Annotated in this window: 20 protein-coding genes and 1 other RNA gene; 2 read left to right on the forward strand and 19 right to left on the reverse strand. The window is 42.2% G+C overall.

Annotated elements, in window-relative coordinates; genetic code table 11:
• Window positions 1-4: 4 nt before the first annotated feature.
• Genes KO530_RS03105 through mraZ form a run of 13 tightly spaced genes read right to left on the reverse strand, consistent with a single transcriptional unit; the run spans window position 5 to window position 14288 of the window.
• The gene (locus KO530_RS03105) at window positions 5-751 is read right to left on the reverse strand and encodes a cell division protein FtsQ/DivIB (protein WP_303500508.1); all 747 of its coding nucleotides are present in this window, start codon (window positions 749-751) and stop codon (window positions 5-7) included.
• Window positions 751-1698 (reverse strand): D-alanine--D-alanine ligase, encoded by a 948-nt coding sequence (locus tag KO530_RS03110; protein WP_216046935.1) that lies wholly within the window; start codon window positions 1696-1698, stop codon window positions 751-753. The genes KO530_RS03105 and KO530_RS03110 overlap by 1 nt, the downstream gene beginning before the upstream one ends.
• Entirely contained in the window at window positions 1695-3149 is a 1455-nt protein-coding gene (gene murC / locus KO530_RS03115) for a UDP-N-acetylmuramate--L-alanine ligase (protein ID WP_216046936.1), read from the reverse strand. The genes KO530_RS03110 and murC overlap by 4 nt, the downstream gene beginning before the upstream one ends.
• Window positions 3146-4234 (reverse strand): undecaprenyldiphospho-muramoylpentapeptide beta-N-acetylglucosaminyltransferase, encoded by a 1089-nt coding sequence (gene murG, locus KO530_RS03120; protein ID WP_216046937.1) that lies wholly within the window; start codon window positions 4232-4234, stop codon window positions 3146-3148. The genes murC and murG overlap by 4 nt, the downstream gene beginning before the upstream one ends.
• Complete coding sequence (gene ftsW / locus KO530_RS03125; RefSeq protein WP_216046938.1) at window positions 4231-5505, reverse strand: cell division protein FtsW; 1275 nt, start codon at window positions 5503-5505, stop codon at window positions 4231-4233. The genes murG and ftsW overlap by 4 nt, the downstream gene beginning before the upstream one ends.
• A gap of 20 nt (window positions 5506-5525) precedes the next feature.
• Entirely contained in the window at window positions 5526-6830 is a 1305-nt protein-coding gene (gene murD / locus KO530_RS03130; protein WP_216046939.1) for a UDP-N-acetylmuramoyl-L-alanine--D-glutamate ligase, read from the reverse strand.
• A 9-nt stretch (window positions 6831-6839) separates the two neighbouring features.
• On the reverse strand, window positions 6840-7922 hold the full coding sequence (mraY, locus tag KO530_RS03135) for a phospho-N-acetylmuramoyl-pentapeptide-transferase (protein WP_216046940.1): 1083 nt from the start codon (window positions 7920-7922) through the stop codon (window positions 6840-6842).
• Entirely contained in the window at window positions 7916-9307 is a 1392-nt protein-coding gene (locus KO530_RS03140; protein WP_216046941.1) for a UDP-N-acetylmuramoyl-tripeptide--D-alanyl-D-alanine ligase, read from the reverse strand. Before KO530_RS03140 ends, mraY begins: the two co-directional genes overlap by 7 nt.
• Complete coding sequence (murE, locus tag KO530_RS03145; RefSeq protein WP_216046942.1) at window positions 9307-10830, reverse strand: UDP-N-acetylmuramoyl-L-alanyl-D-glutamate--2,6-diaminopimelate ligase; 1524 nt, start codon at window positions 10828-10830, stop codon at window positions 9307-9309. Before murE ends, KO530_RS03140 begins: the two co-directional genes overlap by 1 nt.
• On the reverse strand, window positions 10830-12569 hold the full coding sequence (locus tag KO530_RS03150) for a penicillin-binding transpeptidase domain-containing protein (protein WP_216046943.1): 1740 nt from the start codon (window positions 12567-12569) through the stop codon (window positions 10830-10832). Before KO530_RS03150 ends, murE begins: the two co-directional genes overlap by 1 nt.
• Window positions 12566-12886 carry a cell division protein FtsL gene (ftsL, locus tag KO530_RS03155; RefSeq protein ID WP_216046944.1) on the reverse strand — a complete coding sequence of 107 codons (321 nt, stop codon included), beginning with the start codon at window positions 12884-12886 and terminating at the stop codon, window positions 12566-12568. The genes KO530_RS03150 and ftsL overlap by 4 nt, the downstream gene beginning before the upstream one ends.
• Window positions 12883-13833: a 16S rRNA (cytosine(1402)-N(4))-methyltransferase RsmH gene (gene rsmH, locus KO530_RS03160; RefSeq protein ID WP_216046945.1), complete on the reverse strand. Its 951-nt coding sequence runs from the start codon at window positions 13831-13833 to the stop codon at window positions 12883-12885. The genes ftsL and rsmH overlap by 4 nt, the downstream gene beginning before the upstream one ends.
• Window positions 13830-14288 carry a division/cell wall cluster transcriptional repressor MraZ gene (mraZ, locus tag KO530_RS03165; RefSeq protein WP_216046946.1) on the reverse strand — a complete coding sequence of 153 codons (459 nt, stop codon included), beginning with the start codon at window positions 14286-14288 and terminating at the stop codon, window positions 13830-13832. Before mraZ ends, rsmH begins: the two co-directional genes overlap by 4 nt.
• Before the next feature lie 488 nt (window positions 14289-14776).
• On the opposite strand from mraZ, the gene KO530_RS03170 reads away from it, so the two are divergent.
• Window positions 14777-15844, forward strand: a complete 1068-nt coding sequence (locus KO530_RS03170) for an aldose epimerase family protein (protein WP_216046947.1) — start codon at window positions 14777-14779, stop codon at window positions 15842-15844.
• Between the two features lie 46 nt (window positions 15845-15890).
• On the opposite strand, the gene KO530_RS03175 is transcribed toward KO530_RS03170, so the two are convergent.
• Window positions 15891-16670 carry a SapC family protein gene (locus KO530_RS03175; RefSeq protein ID WP_216046948.1) on the reverse strand — a complete coding sequence of 260 codons (780 nt, stop codon included), beginning with the start codon at window positions 16668-16670 and terminating at the stop codon, window positions 15891-15893.
• A gap of 222 nt (window positions 16671-16892) precedes the next feature.
• Window positions 16893-18506, reverse strand: coding sequence for a glycerol-3-phosphate dehydrogenase/oxidase (locus KO530_RS03180; protein WP_216046949.1), 1614 nt, complete (start codon window positions 18504-18506; stop codon window positions 16893-16895).
• Window positions 18507-19013: 507 nt separating this feature from the next.
• Here KO530_RS03180 and KO530_RS03185 point away from each other — a divergent pair.
• Window positions 19014-20210 (forward strand): dipeptidase, encoded by a 1197-nt coding sequence (locus tag KO530_RS03185; RefSeq protein WP_216046950.1) that lies wholly within the window; start codon window positions 19014-19016, stop codon window positions 20208-20210.
• On the opposite strand, the gene KO530_RS03190 is transcribed toward KO530_RS03185, so the two are convergent.
• From KO530_RS03190 to rnpB, 4 genes are all read right to left on the reverse strand, one after another.
• Entirely contained in the window at window positions 20207-20659 is a 453-nt protein-coding gene (locus KO530_RS03190; RefSeq protein ID WP_303500500.1) for a hypothetical protein, read from the reverse strand. The genes KO530_RS03185 and KO530_RS03190 overlap by 4 nt on opposite strands.
• Window positions 20660-20966: 307 nt before the next feature.
• Window positions 20967-21596, reverse strand: coding sequence for a hypothetical protein (locus KO530_RS03195; RefSeq protein ID WP_216046951.1), 630 nt, complete (start codon window positions 21594-21596; stop codon window positions 20967-20969).
• Between the two features lie 287 nt (window positions 21597-21883).
• Window positions 21884-22345 (reverse strand): DUF4190 domain-containing protein, encoded by a 462-nt coding sequence (locus KO530_RS03200; protein WP_216046952.1) that lies wholly within the window; start codon window positions 22343-22345, stop codon window positions 21884-21886.
• A 143-nt stretch (window positions 22346-22488) separates the two neighbouring features.
• Window positions 22489-22863, reverse strand: an RNA gene (gene rnpB, locus KO530_RS03205) — RNase P RNA component class A.
• Window positions 22864-22975 lie beyond the last annotated feature (112 nt).

Here is a 22975-nt window from a genome sequence, read left to right on the forward strand (position 1 = left end):
TTAACTAACTCTCTTGTTCATTTGTTGATGCGCTTTTCCATCCCACGGCTAACCCCGTGTCGTAGCGCAAGTCAATGTAATCTACTTGTTTATCTTGCTTTTTAAGCAGTGGATAAACGTCGACAAAACGTTGCAATCTATCTACATATTCTGAGCGTCCGAGGTTAAGTCGAATGCCATTTTTTAGACGTAAGTTCCATGCAAAACGCTCACTTAGATATAATTCATCAATACTCAAACTGGCTGAGTTAAGTAAAGTTTGCATATCACGATAACCATCCAATGCTGTTTGCTCACTGCCACCGGGACCGAACAAAGCAGGCAACATTGCATCTGGTAACTGCGCATCAAACATTTCACCGTATTGATTCAATAGCGAATCGCGATTCCATCTTGCACTGGCGATCTCTTCCACTACATGAATATTCAAGCTATTCGGCCAACGCTTGCGAACGGATGCGCGATGAACCCAAGGTAAAGCTTCAATTTCCCGATGAAGTCGATCCACATCTACTTCGAAAAAACTTTCAGGATGTTTTGAACGAATGGTATTTTCGATCAGCTCATCTTTAATATTTACTCTTTTTCCACTAACAATAACCTGGTTTATTGGTGCTCTTTGGGCATCTTCCAACCAATTGTCTAACCACCAAATGGCATAAACTAGACTGAGCAAAACAACAGCCAAAAAGACCATGCCAGCTAATTGATAGCGGCGATTAGTCTGGCTATTGTCGGCTAATTGTTGCACTAGTGCTGATCCGCCGTTTGCAATATTGCCAACACTAATTGCTCAAAGGTCATTCCTGCCTGTTTCGCTGCCATTGGCACTAAACTTTTTTCAGTCATGCCTGGTACAGTATTGGCCTCCAATAAATAAAACTGCCCACTTTGGTCACGCATAAAATCAATCCGTCCCCAACCGATACCTGACACAGCATCGAAGGCTTGGAGAGCTAGCTCACCAAGCCTATTTTCATCTTCAATAGATAACCCACTAGGACAAAAATATTCTGTAGAATCAGAATGATACTTTGCGTCATAATCATAAAAAGTATGTGGGGTAGACATACGAATTGATGGCAAAGCTTTACCATTTAAAATAGTAACTGTGTATTCTGGACCATGAATGAAGCGCTCTAGCAAGACGCTATTATCGTATTTAAATGCGTCTTGAATGGCAGCGTCTAATTGTGCAGCATTCGTCACTTTGGTCATACCTATGCTGGAACCTTCCTGCGCAGGCTTAACCATGACTGTGTCCCCCAACTCTTGCATTATAACCCTGCAAGATCCTGCATCAAAGCTACTTTTCTCAGCAATCTGATAATTTGCGGTTGGTAAGCCCAATGTTTGCCAAATTTGTTTAGTTTTAATTTTGTCCATTGCTAGGGCAGAACCTAACACCCCACTGCCAGTGTAAGGCAATTGCAGAACTTGTAACGCCCCTTGCATGCTGCCATCTTCGCCGCCACGACCGTGCAGCATAATTAACACACGCTTAAATCCTTGTTCCACAAGCTCTGTTATCAAATGTTCAGCAGGATCAAATTTATGGGCATCGACGCCAGCACTTTGCAGCGCTTTAAGAACAGCATTTCCGGAACGCAAAGAAACTTCGCGTTCTGCAGAATGACCACCAAATAAGACGGCCACTTTACCAAACTGTTTTACATCAATGTTTAATCCAAGTGTCATTCGGCAAACCCTGTATTCATTCGTTCTTTGCTTAATTCAATCGACTGCAAATATTTGGCAATCTGGCCAATATTTCCAGCTCCTTGCGTCATCAAAACATCTTGATCTCTTAACGCTTCTGAAAGTAATTTGGGCAACTCATCTTTGTTCGCCACATAAATTGGCTCGATTTGCCCACGTTGTCTTATAGAGCGACATAAAGCCTTGCTATCAGCACCTTCAATCGCCGCTTCTCCAGCAGAATACACTTCGAGTAATAACAAACAGTCAACTTGTGATAGCACCCGCACGAAGTCTTCATATAAGTCACGAGTACGAGTAAATCGATGGGGCTGATAGGCCATCACTAATCGCTTATCTGGCCAGTTATTGCGAGCAACTGCAATGGTCGCAGCCACTTCCGTAGGATGATGACCGTAATCATCAACCAAAATCACTTCGCCCTCCCCGGTGTCGAAACAACCTAGTTGTTCGAAACGACGACCAATTCCTTCAAAAGCACCTAACGCATCGACAATAGCCTGATCGTCAACGCCTTCATCTGTGGCGACAGCAATGGCCGATAACGCATTTAAAATATTATGTTTGCCGGCAATATTTAAGGTCACCTGCAAATCCGAACGTCCTGAGCGCTGCGCGGTAAAACGACTTTGATTAAAGCCCATCTCAATATTGACCGCGCGCACATCAGCTTGCTCGTCAATACCGTAGGTCATTACTTTACGTCCCACACGTGGCAATAGTGCTTGAACTACAGGATCATCTATACACATTACTGCCAAACCATAGAAGGGTAAGTTGTGCAAAAAATCCAAATAGGTGTCTTGCATCCGCTGGAAATCACCGTCATAAGTTTCCATATGATCAGGTTCAATATTGGTCACTATGGATACCATTGGCTGCAGATGCACAAAAGACGCGTCGCTTTCATCCGCTTCAGCAATCAAATACCGGCTGCTACCTAATTTGGCATTTGTGCCAGCACTGTTTAATAGACCACCTATCACAAATGTAGGATCTAATTCGGCTTGAGCAAAGATTGTCGCCAGTAAACTGGTAGTTGTGGTCTTCCCATGGGTTCCCGCAACCGCGATGCCATGTCTAAAGCGCATTAGTTCCGCTAACATTTCAGCTCGACGAATAACAGGTACTCTTGCTTCTTTAGCAGCGATAATTTCCGGATTGGTATGATCAATCGCACTGGACACTACCACCACATTGGCATTTTTAATGTTTTCTTCACGGTGACCAATAAAGACCTTGGCACCTTTGCTTTGCAAACGCTGGGTCATACCATTATTTTGTTGGTCCGAACCTGAAATTGCGTAACCTTCATTTAACAAAACTTCGGCTATACCGCCCATACCCGCTCCGCCAATTCCGATAAAATGAATTTGTTTAATGCGACGCATTTCCGGTACGTGGTAGTTAGCTTTATCAGGCTTAATCATGACGCCACTCCTGCCAACGATTCACAGATGTCACTAACCGTTTTGGTGGCTAGAGGTTTAGCTAAAGATTTGGCTTTTTGGCCCATATTAATTCGACTTTGTGCGTCGTTAACAAGTTGTTGAATAATAACTTTCAAACCACCTTCTTCTAATTGAGGTTGAGGTAATAAAACGGCTGCATGATGATCCACTAATGCCCTTGCATTCATTGTTTGATGGTCATCTACAGCATGTGGAAGAGGAACAAATATAGCTGCCACGCCAACCATTGCGACTTCAGCAACGGTTAACGCCCCTGCTCGACAGATGACCACATCTGCCCATGCATAGGCCTGAGCCATATCATCGATAAACTCCATGACTTGCCAATTCGTGCTGTCAGGCCATAACTTTTGATAGGTATCAGCAACTATCTGTTGCTGTCCTTTGCCCGTTTGATGACGTACTTGTGCGTTGGCAATACCAGATAAAGCGGGCGGAACATGGCTATTAAGGGCACTGGCGCCCAACGAACCGCCAACAATAAGAATATTGCATTTATCATCACTGAACTGCTTAGCAGGTAGGTCGGCAAAATCACTTCTCACCGGATTACCCACCCAGCTATATTTGTTTTCAGACTGCTTTCCAAATGCCTGATTAAAGCCGGTCAATACGCGGGCAGCGAACTTAGCCAATACTTTATTGGTTAAACCTGGCAACGCATTTTGTTCATGAACAACCAAAGGCACTCCACGAATCCACGCCGCAATACCGCCAGGGCCGCTAGCAAAACCACCCATGCCCAATACCACATCAGGTTTAACTTGTTTGATCACAGCTAAAGCTTGCCACACCGAATGAATCACTTGAAACGGAGCTTTTAACAAACGTACGATTCCATTACCGCGAACACCCGCCACATCAATAAAACTGATGTCGAAACCAGCTTTAGGAACAATATCAGCTTCCATACGAGCAGCTGTGCCTAACCAATGGATTTGCCAATTACGTTGTTGTAATTCTTTTGCCACCGCTATGCCTGGGAAAACATGTCCTCCCGTGCCGCCAGCCATAATCAAAATAGTTCTGCTCATGTCATTCATTCTGCCACGGCCTCACTATTTTTCTGGGCTGCTTCAGCAAGCATTTTTTTCACTTTAGACTTACCCTTACTGGCTTTTTTCTTTGTCCCCTTGCTCATGGCTTGAACACCATCAACCCGGATTTCAAAATCAATTCGAATTAAAATGGCTACCGCGACAGCCATTACAATTAAGCTTGAACCGCCGTAACTGACCAGTGGTAGAGTCAAACCTTTGGTAGGAAGTATGCCAGCACTAGCACCAACATTGACCGCCGTTTGAAAACTAAACCAAATGCCGATGGCATAGGCTAAATAACCTTCAAATGGACGTTCTGCAAGCAACGCTAAATTACCTAATTTTAGGGCTTTGAAGACCAAAACAAATAACAAACCTAAAACACATGCGACGCCCAAAAAGCCGAACTCCTCGGCGAGTATCGCCACAATAAAATCGGTATGAGCTTCCGGCAAAAATTCGAGCTTTTGAAGACTATTTCCTAATCCTTGACCAAACCAGTCACCTCTTCCGTAAGCCATTAATGACTGGGTTAATTGATAACCAGCACCAAAGGGATCATCCCAAGGTTTCAAGAACGAACTCATTCGCTCCATTCGATAATCTGCGGTCAAAATCAAGGCCGTAATCGCTGATAATCCAGTGAATACCAAGCCGAAAAACTGCCAAAGTTTTGCACCCGCTAAAAACAATAATCCAAGAGTGGTGGCAAACATCACCACAACGGTGCCTAAATCCGGTTGCAATAGAATTAATAAAGCCAACACAAAAAACACCGCTAGCGGCTTAATAAAGCCTTTGAGATTTTCGGTTACTTCTTCGTATCTGCGCACCATGTAGCCAGCCAAATAACAGAAGAAGAATAACTTTGCTAACTCAGCCACTTGAATAGTGATGGGGCCTATCGCCAACCAGCGACGACTGCCGTTTACTGTGCGGCCAACAAAGAGCACCGAAATCAACAACACTACGGCTAATAAAAGAAGCCAAGGATTGCTTACTCGCCACCATTGCATTGGAATTTGCATCACAATACATGCTGCAACACAGGCCAAGCACAAATAGATACCGTGACGAATCGCAAAATGAAATGGATTATCAAATAGTCGCGCTGCCACCGGCATAGAAGCAGAGGTAACAATCACTAAACCAATCGCCATTAACGCGATGCTGATCAAAATAAAGTTAACATCAAACACACTGCCACTGACTTGCTTTCCATCATGGCGTTGAGAAAACATGCTGCGCAATAGCGAATCACTTTGCGTGCTCATAGTGGTTGTCCTGCTTTGAGTCATTGAGCGACCTCCAAAACAGCTTGTTTGAATACATCACCGCGATGTTGATAGTTGTCAAACATATCCAAACTTGCACAAGCTGGGGACAATAAAACGATATCCCCACTTTCTACGATACCGTTTGCAAAGGTAACCGCTTCCATCAAATCGGCCACTTCAATACTGCCCGGTTTTAACGATGCTATTTCCCTACCGTCTTTACCTAAGGTTATTAATAAATCTACATCATCTAACAACATCGGTTGTAGCTGTGTGAAATCGGCTTTTTTACCATCGCCACCAGCAATCAATATAAGTTTACTCGCGCCTCTATTTTTAAGGCTTTGTAAAGCAGCAATAGTGGCCCCAATATTGGTGGCTTTTGAATCATTTATCCAACGTACATTGTGCTGTTCGCTGACCACTTCAAATCTGTGTGCCAAACCAGTAAATAAGCTTACCGCTTTAGCAATTGCAGGCTGTTCAACACCAAGTGGCATAACACAGGCGATAGCGGCTTGAATATTTAAAATATTATGCAGCCCCTGCAAAGCGCACTGTTGTGCAGAAATAAATCCTTCACCATCGACTAAAATCATTTCCGATGTCGCGTCCCAGCTAACTCCTAGCGGAGAGTGACTCAAGCCGAAACTGGTTTTGGTCACATAATTTTTTGGCCAAGTTTTAACATCATCACGGTTGGCGATAGTATATTCAGCGTTGCGATAAACACGCTGTTTGGCGTCGGTATAAGCCAAAAATGTTTGATGACGATCAATGTGATCTTCACTCACATTCAAAATGGTTGCGCAAACTGGGGTTAATGATTGCAATAATTCAAGCTGAAAACTGGACAATTCGAGTACTAAATAATCGGCATCAGTATTGAGTAAGTCCAACACCGGAGTGCCTATATTTCCGCCCATTTGCGCTTTCATACCCGCACAGTTAAGCATTTCATTGACCAAACAAGTTACTGTCGATTTTCCATTAGAACCGGTAATAGCAATGACTGGAGTAGTATTAAAGCGAGCGAATAATTCCACATCACCTATCACCTCCACTCCCGCTTTTTGCACGTTTTGGAAGACACTACCATTTGGATTAACCCCTGGACTCAATACGACCAAATCAGCATTGAGTAAGACGTCTTGACTGAAATCACCGCTGAGTGTTTTTACCCCAACTGGCATTTCAACAGGATTACGATCCATACCGATTACGTTCGCCCCGTGCTCCTGTAAAAATTTCACGCAAGACTTGCCGGTCAGTCCTAAACCAACCACAACAACCTGCATGTTTTTTAAATCAGGGGTTTGCATAACGTCTATTTATCTCAACTTCAATGTGGCTAAACCGATTAGCACTAAAATCAATGAAATAATCCAAAACCTAACGATGACTCTTGGTTCTGGCCAACCTTTAAGTTCAAAATGATGATGTATAGGTGCCATTCTAAATATGCGTTTGCCACGTAATTTAAAGGACCCCACTTGCAATATCACCGACAAGGTTTCAACGACAAATACACCACCCATAATAATCAACACTATTTCTTGGCGAACAAGTACCGCCATAATTCCCAAAGTACCGCCTAACGCCAATGAGCCTACATCTCCCATAAACACCTGGGCTGGGTAGGTGTTAAACCATAAAAACCCTAATCCAGCACCAACAATCGCGGTACAAACGATCACTAATTCACTGGTTTCTGGAATATAGGGAATATTTAAGTACGCTGAAAAGTTAATATTGCCGGTGGTATAAGCAAAAATAGCGAGCGCGCCTGCAACCAAAATAGTGGGTACTATTGCTAATCCATCTAGGCCGTCGGTAAGATTCACTGCATTACTGGTGCCTACCACAGTGAAATACACCACTACCATAAAAAACATACCAAGCTGCGGCATGACTTCTTTGAAAAAAGGCACTAGCAGAGCTGTCTCGGCAGGATCTTGACTATTTGCGTATAAGTAAACCGCTACCGCGATGGCAATAATTGACTGCCAAAAGTACTTCCATTTGGCAATCAGACCTTTGGGATCTTTACGCACGACTTTGCGGTAATCATCGACAAATCCAATTAGCCCGTAACCGACAACAATCGACAATACAACCCAAACATAGCGGTTGCTCAAGTCTGCCCATAACAACGCACTCGTTAGAATTGCAGCTAAAATTAACAAACCACCCATAGTAGGTGTGCCGGATTTAGACAAATGGCTTTGCGGCCCATCATCACGCACCGTTTGACCTATTTGCATCGTTTGCAACCAGCGAATCATGCTTGGTCCAATTAATACGGCCATCAATAACGCGGTAAGTGTGCTAAGGATTGCGCGCAACGTAAGGTATGAGAATACGTTGAACCCAGAATCATATTGCTGCAACCACTCAGCCAACCAAATTAGCATGCAATTCGCTCCCTAACTCTTTCAAACTTTCCCACAGGAGATTCCTCCAATGCTTTAACGACTCTTTCCATTCGGGCACTTCTGGAGCCTTTTACTAAAATGGTAATATCTCGCTGCTCAGACGCTAAAGAAGCACTAATATGTTCAACTAACAAATTAATATCACTGAAATGTTTACCGCCAAATACGTCACTCGCAGCCTGACTCAAAACCCCTAAGGTAACTAAATTATCGATGCCTTTTTGATTAGCATATTCGCCAACAAGTTCGTGGTAATAACGAGCTTTTTCACCTAATTCGCCCATGTCACCCAAGATCAAAATACGGTAACCGCTGAAACTACTAAGTAAATCAATTGCTGCATTTACCGATGCCACATTTGCGTTGTAGGTATCATCTAGAATTTTAACTTGGTTAGTTAATTGTTTGACTTGCAGTCGACCACTGACTTGCTGCATATTTTGCAAACCAAATTTAATATCTTCTAAATTGGCGCCAACATTCATGGCCAATCCAGCTGCCACTAGCGCATTGCCAACATTGTGAATTCCGGGTAATACTAAGGTAAGATGAATCTTGCCTTTAGGTGTACACAACATAAATTGCGCGCAACCATCGATGCCCAAAGTGACATCCTGTGCATAAAAGTCGGTTTCTTGGCTTACTGAAAAACCTTGAATATGGCACTCTTTCAACTTACCAGTCCAAAAATCGCTAAATTGGCTATCTCGATTAATGATTGCTGTACCTTTACTACTCAACCCTCTAAAAATTTCACTTTTAGCACGGGCAACGCCCAGTAAACTACCAAAACCCTCTAGGTGAGCCGCAGCTGCATTGACGATTGTCGCCACGTCGGGCTTCACTAAATTAGTGGTATAGGCAATCTCACCTAAGTGATTAGCACCCATTTCGATTACTGCAAAATCGTGATTCTGTTGCAATCTTAATAATGTCAGAGGCACGCCAATATCGTTGTTGAAGTTTCCGTTGGTGGCCAATACGTTTCCGATCCGAGACAAAATTCCGGCAACCATTTCTTTCACGGTTGTTTTGCCGCTACTACCGGTAATTCCCACAGTTTTGGGTGCAACTTTTTGTTTTACCGCAGCGCCCAATGCGCCTAAAGCAAGTTTGCTGTCTTCGACTAAAATATAGGGTAAATGGGTGTCGATATTTTGTGACACGATAAACGCTGCCGCACCATTTTTGGCTGCTTCATCAATAAATTTGTGACCATCAAAATTAGGGCCGACCAAAGCAATGAAAACATCCCCTTGCACTAAACTTCTTGTGTCTGTGCTTACGCCAGACACATTTGCATTATCTCCAACCAGCTGTCCGCTTGTTTGTTGCGCTATCCAATCAAGAGATACTTCAATCATTACATTTCCCCCACACACAGAGTGTTAACGTAGTTTCGTTCATCGTATGGCAGACTCTGTTGGCCGATGACTTGTTCTGTTTCATGTCCTTTGCCAGCAACCACAATCAGATCGCCTTTCTGACTCTGCGCTATAGCTAATTGAATCGCTTTTTTACGATCCGTTTCTACTTTGACTTTGCTTTGGTCCGTTATTCCGGCAAGTATATCGGCAAAAATTGAGGAAGAAGGTTCAGAGCGACTATTGTCTGAGGTGATAATAATTTGATCACTATATTGCTCGGCTGCCGCTGCCATTAATGGGCGTTTACCTTTATCTCTGTCGCCACCACATCCAAACACACAAATAAGTTGCTTTTGACTATGTACTCTCGCTGATTTCAAGGCCTGCTCTAACGCATCTGGAGTATGTGCGAAGTCGACGATGAGATTGCCAGCCTTAGGGTGTTCAAATAACTCCATCCGTCCAGCGACGGGTTTTAATTTTTTACACAACTTCGCTAATTTTGGCAGCGATAAGCCGAAGACTAGAAGGCTAGCGATTGCGGCCAGTAAATTGGCTACATTGAACTTACCTAATAGACCACAATGGATGTCCGCATTTCCCCATGATGAATTCAATTGAAAAGACAATCCGCGTTGATCGTATTGAATATTACTGGCGAAACAATATTGCTGTGTATCGGCCACATTTTCGGCACTCAATTGGGTCGAAAACAACGTGATTTTTTGTTGTTTTGAAGCAGCACTAATCCAATTAGCGGTTTCTGGATCATCAGCATTTAACACCAGATTTTTCAGTTCTGGCTGATTAAGTAATTGGCGTTTTGCCTTGGCATATTCGGTCATGTCCCCGTGATAGTCCAAGTGGTCACGAGTCAAATTAGTAAATACCGCCACGTCCATTTTAAGCCCTTGAATGCGATCTTGAACTAATGCATGAGAGGACGCTTCTAAGGCAACTTGTTTGGCACCCAACCCCACATACTTAGCCAATGATTTTTGTACCTGGCAGGCATCTGGCGTGGTGTTAAGGGTTTTTTCTAATTGATAGTTGTCTACGCTGTACAATCCCGCGCCCAAAGTACCAATCGAAGCTGATACGTCGCCACATAAGAAACGCAATTGACTGATTAATTGCACAACCGAAGTTTTACCGTTTGTGCCCGTTACGCCAATCACATCTAAGTATTGAGCCGGTGAACCATAAAATGCGGCGGCTAGCAAAGATAGCTTTTGACCTAACTGATAAAACGAAATCAAAATACTTTGCTCGCGCATTTCAATTTCGCCATGAAGTTGCGGTTGCTCAACTTCTTGCAGTATCAGTTTTGCACCAAGGCTAATTGCCTGCGGGATAAAATCTCGTCCGTCTAATTGATGTCCCTTTATTGCCACAAAAACACTGTGAACCGCCACTTCACGACTGTCTAATACTAGCTCGCTGACTTGTACATCGGGTGCATCAATCTGAAATTTAGCGAGTACCGCTTTAATATTATTAATTGCCTGAAACTGCTGCATTATTGCTCTCCTCGTTTAGCGATTGAGGAGACGTTTTTGGCATCGGGCGGCACATTCAACAATTGCAATGTATTGGCCATAATAGTGCTAAAAACAGGGGCAGCAGTATCGCCGCCATAATACAAATCACCTTTTGGCTCGTTAATTAGCACAACCACGGCCAGTTGTGGATCCGATACAGGCGCTACACCAGCAAAAATATTCACATATTGCTCACCGTATCCGCCTTTAATGGCTTTGCGGCTTGTGCCTGTTTTACCTGCAACGCGATATCCAGGTACTCGAGCCTTGCGACCAGAGCCGCCGTCTTCAAGTACACTCTCCATCATGATTAATACACGATGGGCATTCTCTTCACTAATGACTCTTTCTGTCATTTTCTGTTCATCTGACATGACAATACTTAGTGGCTGCTTAATGCCGCCGTTACCTAAGATGGAGTACATCCGGGCTAATTGCATAGTGGTAACAGATAATCCATAACCGAACGACAACGTAGACAATTCAAATTTTGACCATCTTCGCTGTTCGTTGAAAAGACCACCCTGTTCACCAATTAAATTAGTTCCCGTTTCACTCATCAATCCCATGTTGTAATAAGTATCTAGCAGGAACTCTTTAGGCACCGATAAAGCCAGCTTGGATGTACCGATATTGCTGGATTTTTGAATGATTTGCTGCAACGTCAATTTGCCATAATTACGGGAATCACGAACAATACTTCCGCCAAGACGTCGCCAGCCTGGAGAGGTATCTATAATCGTCTCAGTATCAGCAGAACCAAACTCTAAGGCGCTCACTACAGCCAAAGGTTTAACTGAGGAACCTGGCTCAAAGGTATCGGTAATGGCTCTGTTTCGAATTTTTCGAGGGGATACACCTTGGCGATTATTAGGATTGAAAGATGGACTATTTACCATCGCTAATATTTCACCGGTGTTTACATCCGCAACTACCACAGAGCCAGATGTAGCGCGATAAAAATGCACTGCTGATTTTAATTCACGATATGCAAGCGCTTGAATCCGTTGATCAATAGTAAGTTGGATATCTTGGGGATCTTTTCCTTCTTCTTGTTCAAGAATTTCAACTTGACGGCCTTTAGCATCGCGACGGATCGTTCTGGAGTCTGGGGTTGCCGAAAGGTATTCATCATATAACTTCTCAATCCCCTCAATTCCCTGATCATCCACATTGGTGAAACCGACCACATGAGCAGAAGCTTCGCCCGCTGGATAATAACGGCGAGATTCGTTGACAAGGTATACGCCGGGAATATTTAGCTTCTTCACAAACGTTGCCATTGCCGGAGACACTTGGCGTTGCAAATAAACAAATTTGCTATTTTCGTTGCTGGCTTTTTTAATCAACTTATCCACATCCTGACCCAACACCTCTGCAAGTGCTTGCCATCTGCGAGTGTCAGCTAGTGCGCCTTTTTCTGGATCTGTGACTGTAGGTGGATGTGCCCATACCGCTTTTGCAGGCACACTTACCGCTAATTGCTCACCGTTTCTGTCAGTGATCAAGCCACGATAAACTTCATTATTCCGTACTCGAAGCGTACGGTTATCGCCTTCTTCAATTAGTTGATCAGGATTAATTACCTGAATATAAGCGGCTCTGACAGTTAACACTGCAAACACGGCTAATATGGCACCAACAACCACTATGAAACGCCATTGCACCATACTTGGAGCAATGTTTTTCTTAGCTTGTTTAGTCCTAGCCTTCGTCATTTCAAGCGCACCACAATTTCATTTTCTGGACTTGGTCTGTGCATATTAAGTTGCTTTTTCATCGCCACTTCAATGCGGTTATGATCCGTTAGTGCACCCTGTTCTAAAATAAGATGACGCCACTGGATATCTAATTGATCTTGTTCTTGCATCAACTGCTCTAAAGCAATCGACATCTGCCGATTATGGTGCGCACTCATGATCACTGCGAACGCACTTATCAATACCATTAAAAACAACAAAACCCGTATCGGATGACGGGCTAGTTCGGTGAAGATTAAGTTGACCAAATTGAAGTTGGTCCTAGTCTCTGTCACAGCTTCTGAGCCACCCTTAACACCGAACTTCGCGACCTCGCATTCACTTTAATTTCATACTCGCTGGGCTTAGTCGCCTTGCCTATTAATTTCATTGCCCGTGTTGCATCTATTTGTGCCTGCGTAATTGCCATACGAGCTGGAACCTGCATGCCGCGACTTTGTTCGCGCATAAAGCGTTTTACCAATCGATCTTCTAACGAATGAAAACTGATCACTGCCAGTCGTCCTCCAGAAGAAAGGCACGCTAATGCACCTTTAAGCCCGTCCCGAACTTCATCTAATTCGCTATTAATATAAATACGAATTGCCTGAAAAGTACGGGTCGCAGGATGTTTATATTTATCTTTAACCGGCACCGCTTCATCGACTAACTTTGCTAATTGCAATGTTGTCGTTAACGGAAATTCATCACGGCTATTGACAATTGCATGAGCAATTCGTTTACCAAATTTTTCTTCACCAAACTCTTTGATAACCTGAGTAATGTCATCTTCTTCGGCTTTTGCCAGCCATTGAGCTGCACTAATACCTTTGCTGGTGTCCATGCGCATATCTAATGGACCTTCGCGCATAAAACTAAAACCTCGTTGCGCGTCATCTAACTGCGGCGAAGACACCCCAAGATCCATCAATATACCGTCGACTTTGCCCAATACCTGATGTTTGAGTGCCACCTCTTCGATATTCGAAAATGCCACATGTTCAATACAAAAACGGCTGTCATCGGCAAAACGTTTTGCCGCTTCAATCGCGTAAGGGTCACGGTCAAGTGCAATCAAGCGTCCATTGGCCGACAACTTCTGCAACACTTTTTCAGTGTGACCACCACGTCCAAAAGTGGCATCCATATAAATGCCATCGGGCTTGATATCCAACCCCTCAATGGATTCATCCAGCAACACTGAGCGGTGCAAAGTTTGTGACGATTGGTTTTCAGTAATCAAAGTGAGAAGTCCTGTAAACGCTCAGTCAATTCAAATTCGCCACCTTTTTCAGTTTCAATATCCTGATGAACCTGTTGCTGCCATATTTGCGCATCCCAAATTTCGAAGCGATTAAGTTGTCCTACTAGCATAATTTCTTTGCCCAAGTTGGCGTGTTGACGAAGTGGAGCCGACAAGAGAAAGCGACCATTCTTGTCCATTTCGCCTTCCATCGCGTAACCCAAAAGAAGTCGCTGTAAGCGGCGTTCTTGAGGTATCATGCTAGAAAGTTTACTAAGTTTAAGCTCAATCTCTTCCCATTCAGGAAGTGGGTAAAGTAGCAGACAGCTTTGCTGTGTATCGATTGTGCAAACCAGTTGTCCCTGACAATCATCTAGCAACAACTGCCGATACCGTGTAGGTATCGCCACCCTGCCTTTTACGTCTAGATTGATTGCGTTAGCGCCGCGGAACATATCCCCTAGCCTTTGTTATTAGTTTGCTTTTATTATTTTTTTAGCATCAGTTTGCAACACATTAAGATCACTTTGATCCACTTTCTGCCACAATTACCCACAAATGAGAGTTTAGGTTTCCACTAACCCCATTGTCAAGGACAAAAAACGGGTTAAAGAGAAGCCGCGAATACCAATTAAACTAAGGGCTAGACGAAAGCGGCTGATATATATAAAGAAAGCCTTCAAAGCTGTTTTTATGTACAGTGAAAATCGAGGATCCATTAGATTTAAAATAAGCTAAAAAATCTTACTTGAAATTTCCTTCTTATTCTAAAAAACGCAAAATAATCATGAGGATAGTTTTTTTTATAATAAGCTCGGCGTCAACTTATATTAAGATACTCAGTATTACGCAGTTTATTGAGAATTTCGTGTCCCAATAGAATAGTGATTGGCTAACTATGGCAAGCCGTTGATCTACCAACCTAAGCAGGGAGAGATGAAGTATGATCGATACAAATCAATTTGGAAAAATGCCCGATGGCCAAGTAGTAGATAGTTACATTTTGACCAACAAAAACGGTATGTCAGTTGAAATATTGACCTTAGGAGCAATTATTCGATCGTGGACATTAGCTACCGATCCCAACGTAGATATTGTTTTAGGCTTTGATAGTGTGGATGACTATTTATCTGATCAAAGTTATTTAGGCAGAACAGTAGGTCGCTATGCAAATCGAATCGAAAAAGGGCTATTTAAAATAGCTGAAAAGCAATACTCGGTCAGCACAAATTTACAAGGTAATTGCCTACACGGTGGGGTTGACGGATTCCATAATCGAATTTGGTCAGTTAGTAATTTGCTTGAGCGTCCAGATCCAAGTATTACCTTGAGTTTAATAAGTGAAGATGGTGATCAAGGCTTTCCTGGAACCCTCACTGTAGATGTTATTTTCACACTCGATCAAGAAGACCGATTAACCATTGAATACCGTGGGCTTTGCAATCAAGATACTGTATTCAACCCCACTCAACATAGTTATTTTAATTTAGCTGGGCATGACTCAGGCGGTATTTTTGATCAACAAATTACCCTATCTGCCAATTTTTACACGCCAGCAGATGAAAATGCGATTCCAACCGGAGAAATTAGATCAGTCGATAATACGGCTTTTGATTTACGTCAGCCAACTCCTTTTGGTAAAGCGATTAAACAGCAAGATGAAGAAATCAAAGCGGCCAGTGGTCTTGACCACAATTGGTGTGTGGATGGATTCTCACAAGATCAACAAAAACTGCAATTGGTCGCACAAGTGACTGAGCCAAAATCTGGCCGAACATTAGTGACGGAAACGACCATGCCGGGGGCACAAATTTATACTGGCAATTTTTTAGGTGAGAATACCCTAGGAAAAAATAACACTAAATACGCTGCCTATCATGGCTTTTGTATTGAATCCCAATTCTATCCGAACAGCCCCAATCAAGCGGCTTTTCCAAGTGCGACTTTGCTAGCCAATACACCTTTCGTCTCGCGGACAAGTTACCAAGTTAAACAAAAAAGCCAACAGTAATGTACTGTTGGCTTTTGTTTAGCTATATCAAAAACGTGATAACGTTTTACGCGCTTGGCGCTTCTTCTTTAGCTGTCTCTTTTTTAGCATCGTCAACTAAACTTATTTGAATTGCGCGAATTGGCTTGTCGGTGTTCACTGACAATTGGGCTAAACGGTTTAGTTGAGTGAGTGATAACATTGCCGTGTAGATAGCACCAAGAAAACCGCTGTTTTTCAATTCAATAATAATTTCGTCAGATAACTCATTCAGACGTTTTTCATTGATCGTGAAAATACCGGTAACAGCACGCTTTTCGCCACTAGCATATTGAACATTTAATTGCACAGCATCAAGCAAATCTAATTCAACGATCTTTTTAACAAAACGCTGAGTTGCCAATTCACTATTGGTAATTTCACCCAGAAGGTCTTGACGATTTTTCAAATAATCTGTTGGTTCGCCTTCTGCTGTGAACAAGCTTTCGCCTTCTTCTTCACCAACCAGAACACTGTTTTCGTCGATGTAAACGCCTAATTTGTCACCGTCAGGGCGCACATCGAAAGGATAGCGTTGAATATTCAAAGGCATAACATGGCCTAACCATTTGTCATCTTTGAAATATAAATTAGTACCTTGCTCCAAACCTAACATAGCAATTGAATGGAAATTACCTGAAGGTTGATCCTTAATAAAGGCAATAGGCATACAACTGGCAATTTGAGCGAACTCACGTAAGGAAGCTGATGCTAAATGAGTCTCTTTGGCAAATTCAAAGTTATGCTGCGTCTTTACTTTTAGCGCGCTATGTTTATTTTTATCCAGTGGAATATAATTCGTTTTCATTACTTCTTGTTCTCTTTTAAATGATGCTCCGTGGGGAAAACACGACGGAGATTAAAATCACTTTCAAACACTTTACTTGCTCTTTGCACTGCCTGAGCGCTGTAAAATATAAGTCAGCTTGTGCCAGAAAGTGTGCAAGTATGTTTTATTTGGGCTGGGAAGTCACCACCCAAAAAGCTTAAATTAGAAATAGTTTGTTAAAAATTGTGCATACCAGCAAAATTATGCAGAATTAACGACTGTGGCAATATATTCTGCCAATTTAGCCTCAGCCTCATCGCCAAACAGAATTTCACATGCTTCTTTTAGCCCTGGGGCTTGCAAGATATCTTGCTGGGAGACAACTAAGGCTATTTTTGAGCGCCGCCGCAAAAAATCATCTAAGGTTGTTATCATTTCTCGATTAGCGGCATGTTCAACTTCAACCCGCAGATACTCGCTGTTTTCAATTAATAGCTTACCCATAGCAGGATTTTCACGAATGCTTTCCAGCATATTAATCGCGTTACGTCCGTACCTCCTCCAAAAACGTTGAGACAGAGGCTCGGAGGAACTTGCAGGTGTAAGCTCATCGAACCCCATCAGTTTAGCCCGATGGAAAAACTCGCGTTTTACGGCCTCTCCAGGTTCGCCGTACCATTTATAATCTTTGTAAGCTAATGGAATATTAAAGGACTCTATCAACTCACAGACTTCATCACCGACGTTAAGGCAATCTGTCAACTTACCACCAAATATAGATAAATAGTGATTGTCTTTATCAACATCAATTGCGTGTTTACGGGACAATTTAACCCAATCGGCTTTCCCTCCGCTTCCTTTGATAGCCAAAGGTCTTACTCCACATCGTTCTGCGATGATGTCATTTTTAGTCAGCGGTTTAGCTAGGGCCAATAGTTTATTAACGTTCGACAAGATAAATGCTCTATCTTGCTCAGAGACTTGCGTATTCGGACTGGGAACTTGTGTATCAGTGGTGCCAATACAGGTTTTGGGTCCCATGGGGATCACAAAAAACAATCGGCCATCATCAGCAAAAAACGTCAGCACTTTATGACTGTCAGTGATTTTGTCGACGATTAGGTGCACACCTTTGGAAAATACATGGTGGTGCTCCGTTGTTTGTTTATTCATTTGATTTATTTGGTCAACAAAAGGGCCTGTTGCGTTAATAATAGCCTTCGAGCGAATTTCTATCTTTTCGCCACTGATCTGTTCGGTCACTTCACTTAACCATAATCCGTCGACTTTGCGGGAATGTTCTAGCCCTACATAGTTGGCGGCAATGCACCCATAACTCATGCTAGAGCGAACGAAATTGAACACAAACCTCGCATCATTATCATGTAAATAAGCATCTGAGTATTCAAATCCGCCAGATATATGCTCGGTATTGATAATACTTTCCATTTGTTTGATCTTTTCACAGGACAAATATTTAGGCATTTTTGTGAAAAAGCGCCCCATCAGCCAATATAAAAGGGTTCCCATATAAATGAATGCAGGTGAGAAACGAAATCCCCGTTGAATGCTGGTGAAAAAACGGATCTCTTGAACTGTGGATGGATAATGCCTCATTAAATGATTGCGGCTTTTACATAGTTTATTAACCAATCCAAATTCAAAGCTCTCAAGATACTTAATCCCCCCCCAAGCAAGATTGGATGAATTTGAACTCGTGGAACCAGCAAAGTCACCTTTATCGATTAACGCAACTTTGGCTCCTTTGGCCGACAACGCCGCTGCTGACACTGCGCCATTGATCCCGCCTCCCACAATAAGCACGTCGAAAGTATCTTGCGGAAGTTTTGCAATATTACTTTTACGTAAGTTCATGGTTTCGAGCCATATCAATAATATTCATTAATTCAATTTTCCCCCGCGGACAGGTTTATGAGTAAACCGTTGAGCATATTCAGTACAATGGTAGGCGATAAAAGACCAAAGTTGGAAACTATATTTAACAATCCTCAGGTCTTGCTTAGCCTATCACCTTGTTTTCAACTAAAAAATACGGGATAGTTTGTCGCAGCTTTAGATACCTCGGTGAGGCTTAAGTTAATCAGGCTTTAACACTCAACTTTTCCATCACTTTGTTAGTCACACTGATACATTGCGTACAGTTAACGTGATTTGCTGTATTGATAAGGTAAATCAAGCATTGAAGTTGCTTGGGGTTTAACTAGCCTTGGACGGAAACAACTAAAGCTGCAGACATTTAAGTAAATCCAAATAACCGTGCTACAGCGTTAAAAGAAGCACAAAAATTTATAACCACACGCTTTTGAAACAGCGCGTCTTTAGAACAATCGTCTAATCGTAAAATAATAAGGAACAGATAGTATGAAAAAGAGTTTATGGATTTGTATAGCGTTGGCATTGAGCGGTTGTGTCACTGCGTCTGATAGTGAATTTCATGCTTCAAAAAAAGCCACTGAACTGACTCAAAAATATATTTTAGTCGATGGTCACATTGATGTACCTTATCGTCTACAGCAAAAATGGGAAGATGTGACTGTCGCCACTGATTCTGGGGATTTCGATTACCCTAGAGCTAAAGCAGGCGGACTAAACGCTCCTTTTATGTCAATTTATATTCCAGCATCTTTAGATGACTCCCCAAAATCCACGGCCTTAGCTCACAAATTAATTGATTACGTTGAAGCCATCGTAGGTAGAGCCCCAGATAAGTTTGCCATAGCAAAATCACCAGCTGATGTTGAAAAACAATTTGCTCAAGGCTTAATCTCTTTGCCTATGGGTATGGAGAATGGTTCACCGCTGCAAGGAGACATGGAAAACCTGAAAACCTTCTATGACCGCGGTATCCGATATATCACCTTAGCCCATTCATTAGCCAATCACATTTCCGATTCTTCATACGATCTTCGCAAAAAATGGAAAGGCCTGAGCCCATTTGGTAAAGAACTGGTTGGCGAAATGAACAACATCGGAATTATGATAGATATTTCCCATGTCTCAGATGATGCCTTTTACCAAGTAATAGAGTTGAGTAAAGCGCCAGTTATTGCTTCCCATTCATCCTTGCGCCGCTTTACTCCGGGTTTTGAACGTAATATGACCGACGAAATGTTAGTGGCCTTGGCCGAAAACGGCGGTGTAGTCATGATCAATTTCGGTTCTACCTTTGTCGACCAAGTGTCCAGAGGTTGGCGCATCACTATGGGTGAAAAGCGTAAAGCCATTGAAGAGGAGTTTGGTGCAGACAGTGCTGAGTTAGAGAATTTTGAAGAACAGTATTTCAAAAACAATCCTTTCCCCTATGCCAATGTTGATACGGTCGTGGAGCACGTCGACCATGTTGTGAAATTGGTTGGCATTGATCATGTTGGTATTGGTTCAGATTACGATGGTGTTGGCGATTCATTGCCCATAGGTTTGAAAGATGTATCTGCTTATCCAAACTTAGTTCAAGGCCTATTGGATAAGGGTTATAGCGAATCTGATATTGCTAAAATACTCGGAACAAATTTACTTCGCGTTTGGCGTGAAGTAGAAGAGTACGCAGCTAAACATTAAAAATGAAATGAAGTAGAGTTAGTCAGTTCAGTATCGTGCTGAGTTTGCATATATACGTTCTGAACTAACTCTGCGTCACAACTGGCCCTGTGACGTCGACAATCCATGCTTTTAACTAAGTTCTCTTGGGTATCATGCCAAAGTTCCATTTGTTTTTCAGACAGAATATTTTCTAACGGACTAAATTTGAATTTCATGTGCTGTTTACCAGCACTAAAAAGTTTGATCAGCCAAGGGTAGTCCACCACCCAACCATCAGAATAAACGGTTTGACCTCTCAAAAGGTTATTCAAATCTTCGCATACTTGGGATGCAGCAGTACCTTTTTGCAGTAATACATCTCGAGAAATACCGTGTAGGTCCTCAGCTTCCTGTGTCCAATGATGCCAATCAGCTTCTGGTTGTATCAATCGACAATAGCGCTGAGACAAATAAGTCACAACGCCCACCTCAATTGGATAACTATGGCTCCCAAAACCACTGGCCTCTATATCGAGTATTGTCGGGATAATGGTCTTGTTGATATCAACCTCTGAATGAATTTCGGATAACCAATATGAATAAAGGTATATATTTTAACCAATCTACCCTACTTCTTTATTGATTAACAATTAGACTAAAGACTAAACAGCATTTTATTCGAATAAAATGTCGCAAACATTAATATAAATCAAAAATGCCCGCATCGACATAAATTCAATGACAAAGATAACGAAAAGCGGATTAATGAATATCAGTGCTGGTTTTTAAAAGTATTTAGTTTTCAGAGGTAGAATACTTTTTAGTTAGTATATCGGTATGACCGTGAGAGGCAAAATCCCCACCTGTGGCAGTCACAGTGAGTTCATTTACATTGTTGACAACGTCTCTGGCTTCTTTTAAATAATCAATAAGTGTCTCTTCTGGCATATTTTCCTGCTGATAAACTGCCGCTTGCTCTTTAGCTTTACCCCATTCAACAAATTGCGATAATTTTGAAGTTTGTTGTACTAAGTCGTTTAGTCGACTATCGCGATCAAGATAACCTTGTAATGATTCAGCGGATGGGCTGTCACCAATGACGGTTAGCTTTTCGTTCTCGACACTAATTTTAAGGCTGTCTATGCCGTCATACTGGGCAAATAATTGTTCGATTTCCTTGTTCAATTTATTCTGATTAAATTGATAGTAATTTTCGACAGTATTCAAGTCTAAGTCGATTTCACCTTTTTCAAGTAACTTTAAGGTTTCTTCAAATTCTTGATTAGCTAAGCCAGTGTTTAAAACAGCTAAACCACCTTTAATATCTTGTTTATTAGCTTGGGCAATATTTTCAAGATCTTGATTCGATTGGGTTTGATTACCGATATAATCAAATAAAGAAAGTGGTTGGGAATATATTTGCATATCAATTGTCAATTCAAAACAGATGATTATGCGAATGAATTAGCAGATTGTGTGCCAACAGCGATAACGATCACAGGCACTACAAGTATCTGTTCGGACGTTTTGAGCACATTAAGAAGCAACTAAACAACCGTTAATTTAGCTAATAAATTCAGATAGTTAATCAAGAATCATAAAAACACAATTAGATTAAATGATAGTGACTGTTTAACAGCAATTTGGATGGCTCAATTATGTATCCTGATAAAACGGCAACAATAGGGCAGTATGGCGAAATATTGCCTTTTTCAATATCCACTACCTGATTGTGCGGCAAGGATAATAAAGAAAATAATATTAATAATGATACCGATATATCCTAACCATAACCCCCACAGAGCCATTTTGTTACCTATCAATTTACCATGACTGTGACGTATTTTAGAGCGAGCTATGTGACCAAAGATCACCGCCAATAAAGAGCTAAAGAAAAATAGACTAAGGATACCAAACAGTAAAGACGCCACGGCACATTTTGATCGTTTAACTGCATTTTCGGCGTCTGATGCTAGTACGATTGCATTTGGTGCTTTATAAAGTGCCTTGATTTCTTTCGCTTTTCCCAAGTGCGCACTAAATTCAACATGTTGTCCAGGACGAGCCGACTGACTGTATTTCCATTCATCCATACTAAAGGTAAAACGTTTATTTTCGGCGCAGATCACACCTTGTTTAGAGTCTGGCTGAAAATCGAGAATAGTTCCTTTCATTTACGTTCCTAATATAAAGCGAATTAATAATACAGGTGCCGACATAAACCCATTTAACTGAATTTACCCCATTCACTTTAATAACTCTATAATTTTTATGTACTTAGAAGGTTTATTTAAGGAAAAACAAATAAAGCGGGAAAAGTTAGAGCTGGTCATTAAGCCGGGTTCTGTATTTCTCAAAGAGATTAACAATCATTCATCTAGGCCAGCAATCGCTCACTGGCTCAAGCAACCTACCCGGTTCCGATGCGGGCCGCACCATAAGGAACCCTATTTGGTCTTGCTCCGGGTGGAGTTTACCTTGCAACCAACTGTTACCAGTGGCCCGGTGCGCTCTTACCGCACCCTTTCACCCTTACCGGCGCTTACGCGCTTAGGCGGTATCCTCTCTGCTGCACTTGTCGTCGGCTCACGCCGCCCAGACGTTATCTGGCACCCTGCCCGTTGGAGCCCGGACTTTCCTCCCCTTTGAAAACCTAAAAGGTAACAAAGCGGCGATTGTCTTGACCAGCTCTGGCGTGCAGTTTACGTTGATTGCTGATTAGATACAATATTTTGTCGCCGGTAAAAAAAGCGTTGTGGAACTTGATGTTCGCCACGGGCTAAGGCCTGAAGAATCCCCACAGT

Source organism: Aliiglaciecola lipolytica, from assembly GCF_018860635.1.
GTDB lineage: Bacteria > Pseudomonadota > Gammaproteobacteria > Enterobacterales > Alteromonadaceae > Aliiglaciecola > Aliiglaciecola lipolytica_A.

What these genes read in the sequence shown, in the direction of transcription:
- KO530_RS03110 (WP_216046935.1), bottom strand. Translation starts at nt 1,698, where the DNA reads ATGACACTTGGATTAAACATTGATGTAAAACAGTTTGGTAAAGTGGCC.
- KO530_RS03140 (WP_216046941.1), bottom strand. Translation starts at nt 9,307, where the DNA reads ATGATTGAAGTATCTCTTGATTGGATAGCGCAACAAACAAGCGGACAG.
- KO530_RS03150 (WP_216046943.1), bottom strand. Translation starts at nt 12,569, where the DNA reads ATGACGAAGGCTAGGACTAAACAAGCTAAGAAAAACATTGCTCCAAGT.
- ftsW (WP_216046938.1), bottom strand. Translation starts at nt 5,505, where the DNA reads ATGAGCACGCAAAGTGATTCGCTATTGCGCAGCATGTTTTCTCAACGC.
- murG (WP_216046937.1), bottom strand. Translation starts at nt 4,234, where the DNA reads ATGAATGACATGAGCAGAACTATTTTGATTATGGCTGGCGGCACGGGA.
- KO530_RS03200 (WP_216046952.1), bottom strand. Translation starts at nt 22,345, where the DNA reads ATGAAAGGAACTATTCTCGATTTTCAGCCAGACTCTAAACAAGGTGTG.
- KO530_RS03175 (WP_216046948.1), bottom strand. Translation starts at nt 16,670, where the DNA reads ATGAAAACGAATTATATTCCACTGGATAAAAATAAACATAGCGCGCTA.
- KO530_RS03170 (WP_216046947.1), top strand. Translation starts at nt 14,777, where the DNA reads ATGATCGATACAAATCAATTTGGAAAAATGCCCGATGGCCAAGTAGTA.
- mraY (WP_216046940.1), bottom strand. Translation starts at nt 7,922, where the DNA reads ATGCTAATTTGGTTGGCTGAGTGGTTGCAGCAATATGATTCTGGGTTC.
- KO530_RS03195 (WP_216046951.1), bottom strand. Translation starts at nt 21,596, where the DNA reads ATGCAAATATATTCCCAACCACTTTCTTTATTTGATTATATCGGTAAT.
- murD (WP_216046939.1), bottom strand. Translation starts at nt 6,830, where the DNA reads ATGCAAACCCCTGATTTAAAAAACATGCAGGTTGTTGTGGTTGGTTTA.
- mraZ (WP_216046946.1), bottom strand. Translation starts at nt 14,288, where the DNA reads ATGTTCCGCGGCGCTAACGCAATCAATCTAGACGTAAAAGGCAGGGTG.
- murE (WP_216046942.1), bottom strand. Translation starts at nt 10,830, where the DNA reads ATGCAGCAGTTTCAGGCAATTAATAATATTAAAGCGGTACTCGCTAAA.
- murC (WP_216046936.1), bottom strand. Translation starts at nt 3,149, where the DNA reads ATGATTAAGCCTGATAAAGCTAACTACCACGTACCGGAAATGCGTCGC.
- KO530_RS03180 (WP_216046949.1), bottom strand. Translation starts at nt 18,506, where the DNA reads ATGAACTTACGTAAAAGTAATATTGCAAAACTTCCGCAAGATACTTTC.
- KO530_RS03185 (WP_216046950.1), top strand. Translation starts at nt 19,014, where the DNA reads ATGAAAAAGAGTTTATGGATTTGTATAGCGTTGGCATTGAGCGGTTGT.